The organism is Mesotoga infera (genome assembly GCA_011045915.1).
Lineage (GTDB): Bacteria > Thermotogota > Thermotogae > Petrotogales > Kosmotogaceae > Mesotoga > Mesotoga infera_D.
Window position 1 is genome coordinate 1 of record DSBT01000035.1, and the last position, 5,632, is coordinate 5,632.

Annotated in this window: 3 protein-coding genes; 2 read left to right on the forward strand and 1 reads right to left on the reverse strand. The window is 46.7% G+C overall.

Annotated features, from left to right (window positions below):
• The first annotated feature begins 467 nt into the window (after positions 1 to 467).
• Together ENN47_01065 and ENN47_01070 are read left to right on the forward strand one after the other, a co-directional pair.
• Positions 468 to 710 (forward strand): hypothetical protein, encoded by a 243-nt coding sequence (locus ENN47_01065; protein ID HDP76781.1) that lies wholly within the window; start codon positions 468 to 470, stop codon positions 708 to 710.
• A 78-nt stretch (positions 711 to 788) separates the two neighbouring features.
• Positions 789 to 3,275, forward strand: a complete 2,487-nt coding sequence (locus tag ENN47_01070) for an EAL domain-containing protein (protein ID HDP76782.1) — start codon at positions 789 to 791, stop codon at positions 3,273 to 3,275.
• A 147-nt stretch (positions 3,276 to 3,422) separates the two neighbouring features.
• Here ENN47_01070 and ENN47_01075 read toward each other — a convergent pair whose 3' ends face one another.
• Positions 3,423 to 4,427, reverse strand: coding sequence for a hypothetical protein (locus tag ENN47_01075; protein HDP76783.1), 1,005 nt, complete (start codon positions 4,425 to 4,427; stop codon positions 3,423 to 3,425).
• Positions 4,428 to 5,632 lie beyond the last annotated feature (1,205 nt).

The window sequence follows — 5,632 nt, forward strand, 5'->3', positions numbered from 1 at the left end:
GACCTATACAATAAATTTCCAGGGTGAATATCAGACACGCTAATAAGGTGAAGAAGAATCTCTACTAGTAGAATCTATAAGACGAAGTGATTATACCAATAAGGAATGTTTCACCAGTTAATTCTGAGAGCAAATCATTATCTTTCGATTAAGAAGAATGAATTGTACTATCTTGTGAAGACACACAATTAAGCTCTATTCGTGACAGGCCCGCTTTTTCATTGCATTGACTTTGCTAAACGAGGTCGGACCCATTTGTCGATTCATCCCATTGAGGAGTTGAGTGAACGAAGCCTTTATTGACGGGAGGCACGCAAGAGTGGACTCATTTGTAGGATGCTCTCTTGCTGCGTGAGGCAGATGCTTGCAGATTGTCGTGAGGAAGCATTGCAGGGCAAAGAGCATATGCTATTATTCAAATACTGTCAATTGCACCCGAAGAGTATCACCAACATTAGGAGAAACATATGCAAGCGAACGAGTTAGATGAATTAGGAGCGCAATTCAAGAGCGGCCGATTTGCCAGGATGATCGGCCTGGAGGATCTTCTTCGCGATGCAGAAGCTTTGCCTCTTTCTGCCGGGCTTCCAGAGGTGAGGATAGACCGCCCCGTGATTAATCTGTTTGCTGCCGGAAGCAGCTGGGGGCTTGTGCTTGCCACTCATAATGTATTTTCCTGTTTGTTCAGTTGGATTATTGCCGTTCAGTAAACGCGCAGTGCGGGAGGCAGATATGAAGCCTCCTTTTTGTTCTTCTGCATTTAGTCTGTTGTTTTGGGGGGATGATCTATGAGGGAGAAGATCCTGGTTGTCGACGATTCAGCTGCAGACAGAGTTCTTATCGGACGGATGTTGAGCGAGTACGATGTCCTTACCGCTTGCGATGGTTTAGAGGCTATTAAGAAGATAGACGAGAACGATGATATTTCCCTGATAATACTTGACCTGAATATGCCCGGAATGAACGGATTCGAAGTGCTTGAAGTCCTGAAGTCAGAAGACAGATACAAGGGGCTGAGTACGATAATACTGACAAACCACGATGAGCTGGACAACGAAATCAAAGGTCTGAGTCTCGGCGCCGTTGATTACATAAGAAAGCCGATTAGTTTTGATGCTGTGAAGGTCAGAGTCAATGTTCATCTTGAACTGCTAAGAAAACAGCGGCTGATCGAACAGAAGCTGCAAGAACAGAGGGTGACTTTCGATACTATCTTCGACCAGGCACCTATAGGCATCGCGATTTCTTACGGCAGTGACCCCTCAAATGATATAGGAGACCTAGATACACAGATCAATTCAATGGTAGAAAGAATCACCGGCAGGACAAGAGAAGAGCTCATAAGTCTTGGTTGGGCAAAGATCACACATCCCGATGATCTGGAGAAGGACCTGGATTACTACGAAAAGCTCAGATCAGGCGAAGTTGAAAACTATTCAATGGAAAAGAGATATATCAGGCCGGATGGTTCGATCGTATGGGTCGAGATGAAAGTGGCTTCCCTAAGTCTGCCGGGAGAAAGATCTTCTAGCCATATAGCTCTTCTTAAGGATATCACCAGAAGAAAGGCGATAGAAGCCGATCTAATAGAAAGCGAGCGCAGCAAATCGGTTCTTCTGTCTCATATTCCCGGGATGGCGTACAGGTGCAATTACGATCGGGAATGGACGATGCAGTACGTCTCATTGGGGTGTCTTGAGCTGACAGGTTATTCGCCCGCAAGTCTCATGAACAATCGGGACCTCTCTTTCAACGATTTGATCGCGCCTGAATACCGTAAGTTTCTATGGGAAAAATGGGAAAAGGCGCTTAGAAATAGGGAACCATTTAGGCAAGAGTACCCGATCGTTACTGCGGATGGAAGGCGCAAATGGGTTCTGGAGATGGGAGAAGGCATATTCGATGAACAGGGAGCGATAGAGGCTCTTGAGGGGATAATAATCGACATTTCAGTCAGAAAGAAGATCGAGGACGATCTCAGGTACAGCAATGAACACGATAGATGGACCGGGCTGTATAACCGCACTTACCTGGAAAACCTCCTGGAGAGCGATGCAAACAAACGTGCCGCAGGGAAAAGGGCTATTGTGGGTATTAATCTGAGTTCAATTCAGGCTCTGACAACGACCTACGGATTTCACTACACACAGGAATTAATAAGGAATATAGCCGACTCGCTTGGCAGATATGTTACTGAAGAACGGATGCTTTTTAACACGTACGAGAATCGATTCGCATTCTACATAAAGGGCTACGGTGATAGAAGCGAACTGGCAGGATTTTGCGAGGCGATTGAGGGAACTCTGGAACCTATCCTTTCGGCTGAAAGAATTGGTGGCGGAATTGCGATTGTAGAAATAAACGAAGATAATGAGCGTGATGTGGACGAGCTATTGAAGAAACTTCTATTGACTTCGGAGAGAGCGATAGATGTCGAAAACACGGAGATAGGTATATGCTTCTATGATGCAGCGATTGAAAGTCAGATAGTCCGCGAGCAGGAAATAACACACGCGCTTGCCGAGGTTGAAGCCGATGAAAGCTACGGCGGGCTGTTTCTTCACTATCAGCCGATCATAGATCTAAGAGACGACACGATTTGCAGCTTTGAGGCTCTTGCTAGACTTCAAATAGACGCGCTCGGCCTTGTGCATCCTTTGGAGTTTATTCCCGTGGCCGAGAAGACGAAGCTGATTGTACCGATTGGAAGAAGCATTATCCTTCAAGCGCTTCGTTTCCTGAAAAGGCTAAAGACCATCGGCCACACTTCGATCGGTGTTTCAATCAACATATCTGCGATACAGCTTCTGAGAGATGACTTCACAATCAGCCTGTTAAAGATGATAGGAAATACTGAAGTTCGGCCAGAGAATGTCTGCATAGAGATCACGGAGTCGGTTGTCGCATCAAACAATGAGGAAATAAACCGTATTCTTGGTGAGCTGAGTAATTCCGGGATCCATATAGCGATAGACGACTTCGGGACGGGCTACTCATCCCTTGCCAGAGAAAGAGATCTGAACGTGAACTGCCTGAAGATAGACAGATCCTTCATAGACAGACTGATGTACCTCAGAGCCGAGGATACTATTACAAGCGACATAATTTCGATGGCTCATAAGCTCGGGCACTGCGCCATAGCAGAAGGGGTAGAGCACGAAAAGCAAAGAGAGTATCTGAAGAGATGGGGATGCGACAAAATTCAGGGGTATCTGATCAGCAGACCTCTGGATGAAGAAGCGGCGATAGAATTCCTCAAGAGATACAATCGCTAGCGGCGACTGCGATAACGATTGCCTTTGTCGAAGGGAGAGAAAGAGAGCTCGTCGTTCACAAAGCTCAGTATCGGCTTATAAAAACGACAGATCGATTGCAAGTGTCAACATTTCTCTATTGATGTTCTTTCACTTTCCTGGAAGCCGTCATTCTATGATCAACTCCCATTTATCCGAGAGCGAAGTGCTGCCGTCCCAGCCTCCGAACAGCAGTACCGTCCCACTACTCTCGATATACGCCATAGCGTAGTATACACGCCTCGGTGGCAGCAAGGCTTCCATAACGTTCCTTGGCAGCGAATGGCCTATAGGGTTCCAGTGAGTTCCGTCCCATTCGATCATCTCATTCCTGCCCCCGAATGAAACGCCGTGAACGATGATAAGGTCACTCGCGCTGTCATATATCATCGAGTGTCTTGAGCGAGCAAAGAGGTCGTCACTGGCGACTTGAATCCATTCACTGCCATCCCAGGTCCACGTGTCACCGAGCATTTCCCCGTTGGAAAGACGGCCTCCAAAGAGCACAATCAGCTTCTTCGAGGCATCATAGACCATCCCCGCCCTGGATCGACCTTCAGGCCCGGAAACATCTACCATTTTCCAGGAGTTGCCGTCCCACTCCCATGTATCGGCTGGTTCTCTCGGAATGCCTCCAAAGACTACCGCCACTCCACGGTCGGAATCGTAGGCCATCGCATGCCTTGATCGAGGGCCGGGACCGAATGTGGAAAGGAGTTTCCATTCCCGGCCGTCCCACTCCCATGTATCATTCAGGGGGGCACCGTCGTTTCCTCCAAAGAGGATTACCGCTCCTCGTCTGCTATCGTAAAACATTGCATGTCCCATCCGCGGACTGGGACCTGTCTCGGCAACCAAGGACCACTCGGAGTCGTTCCATTCCCAGGTGTCGCCGAGAAGTATCGAGTCTCGCGAGTTTCCGCCGAAGAGTCCTCCAAAGAGAACCAAAACATCCCGCTGCACACCGTAGGCCGTCGCGTGACTATGGCGAGCAGAAGGGCCGTCTATTTCCAGTTGATTCCACCGATAGACCTGTCCTGCACCAGTCAGTGCGGCAACCACTGCAGGAAATCCAAGAACTAACGCGCACAAGAAGGCCCACCTGGTGAGCGAAAGAAGTCTTGACACTCTCATACCCCCTATCGATTCGTCGGCAAAATCTCCGATCGGTCAACAAAGGTTTGACGACAAAGGCTTTCCACAGTTCATAAGGTTCATTTCATGGTGTGGCAGACTATCTTGAGATGAATTCACACCCGAGTGGTTCTTCAACTTTAACTGCGCCTTCTGAAGCCTAACCAGTATCGAGAGCAATCTACCCAAAATCACTCCAGCGAAGCAAATTCGAAGCGAATAGCCCACTTACAAAAGCACGGGCCCATTTGAACGTCTTAAGTATTACGGTAGCTCGGAAGATTCACAACCTCCGTTTTGGTTTCTTCGTATCACTCTTTACTTGATCCGGTCCACTTCCATCTGAACGGGCTGAAATTGATCGCGAACATCTCCCTTCACTCTCCTCAGACTCCATGTATTTCCTGGTATTCACCAATTAATCCCTTCAGAAGCAGTTCAGGCCCAATAGTGACGAAGGATCTGTGCTGTCAACACCACTTCCTGATGGTGTAGATCATCTACGGAGGCAAGTCACTCTTCACAATTACTGAACACTCGTTGCAATAATGAATCTATTAAGAGCCAACAAATCAGCTCCTAATAGGTGCCGCCTCTCTGCGTACCTTTTTTTGGAGAGGAAATTGAGTATCCACGAAGACTCTACTAGTAAAGAGATTCTTTGATTGGAAGGTTTCACTAAGAAATGGGAGTCGTAAAAGTTCTATCACTTTACTGAAGATTTAGTGTTTCCATTCTTGTCCATTTACAAAACAAGAACCTACAACGCCCTCCTATAGATAAAAAGAAGGAACTAGATTGTCCATAACAAACTCTATTACTGTGAAATGCTCTGTGGTAAGATTTCTAAAACAGCCTCTTCATTGTAAATATTCAGCAGTTCTTCTTGACGGTTGTGCTCTAAAAACGTCTGTCCCGATTTGTGGTTTGCATCCTTTGACAACAGTCTAGCTAGACAAAATGGGTCGATTAAACCTTGTTTTCTTACCAAAGCACCACCAAATGCCTTGTTATTTACTTTGAATGACAATTATCGCATTTGTGTGGCGCGTTTTGGTTAAGGTATAATGAAACTGTCAATAAGTTAGGGCTTCCTGAAAAACTACTACCTTCTTCCTGTTAAAGAGGTCGTCATATTCAAGAGAGTAGTAGTTGACTCACAATATGTGGATTTTGACCAGGAACACCCTCGAAATTGCTCAGAA

Excerpts from the sequence above, each read along its gene's own strand:
- ENN47_01065 (HDP76781.1), top strand. The coding sequence starts at position 468 with ATGCAAGCGAACGAGTTAGATGAATTAGGAGCGCAATTCAAGAGCGGC.
- ENN47_01070 (HDP76782.1), top strand. The coding sequence starts at position 789 with ATGAGGGAGAAGATCCTGGTTGTCGACGATTCAGCTGCAGACAGAGTT.
- ENN47_01075 (HDP76783.1), bottom strand. The coding sequence starts at position 4,427 with ATGAGAGTGTCAAGACTTCTTTCGCTCACCAGGTGGGCCTTCTTGTGC.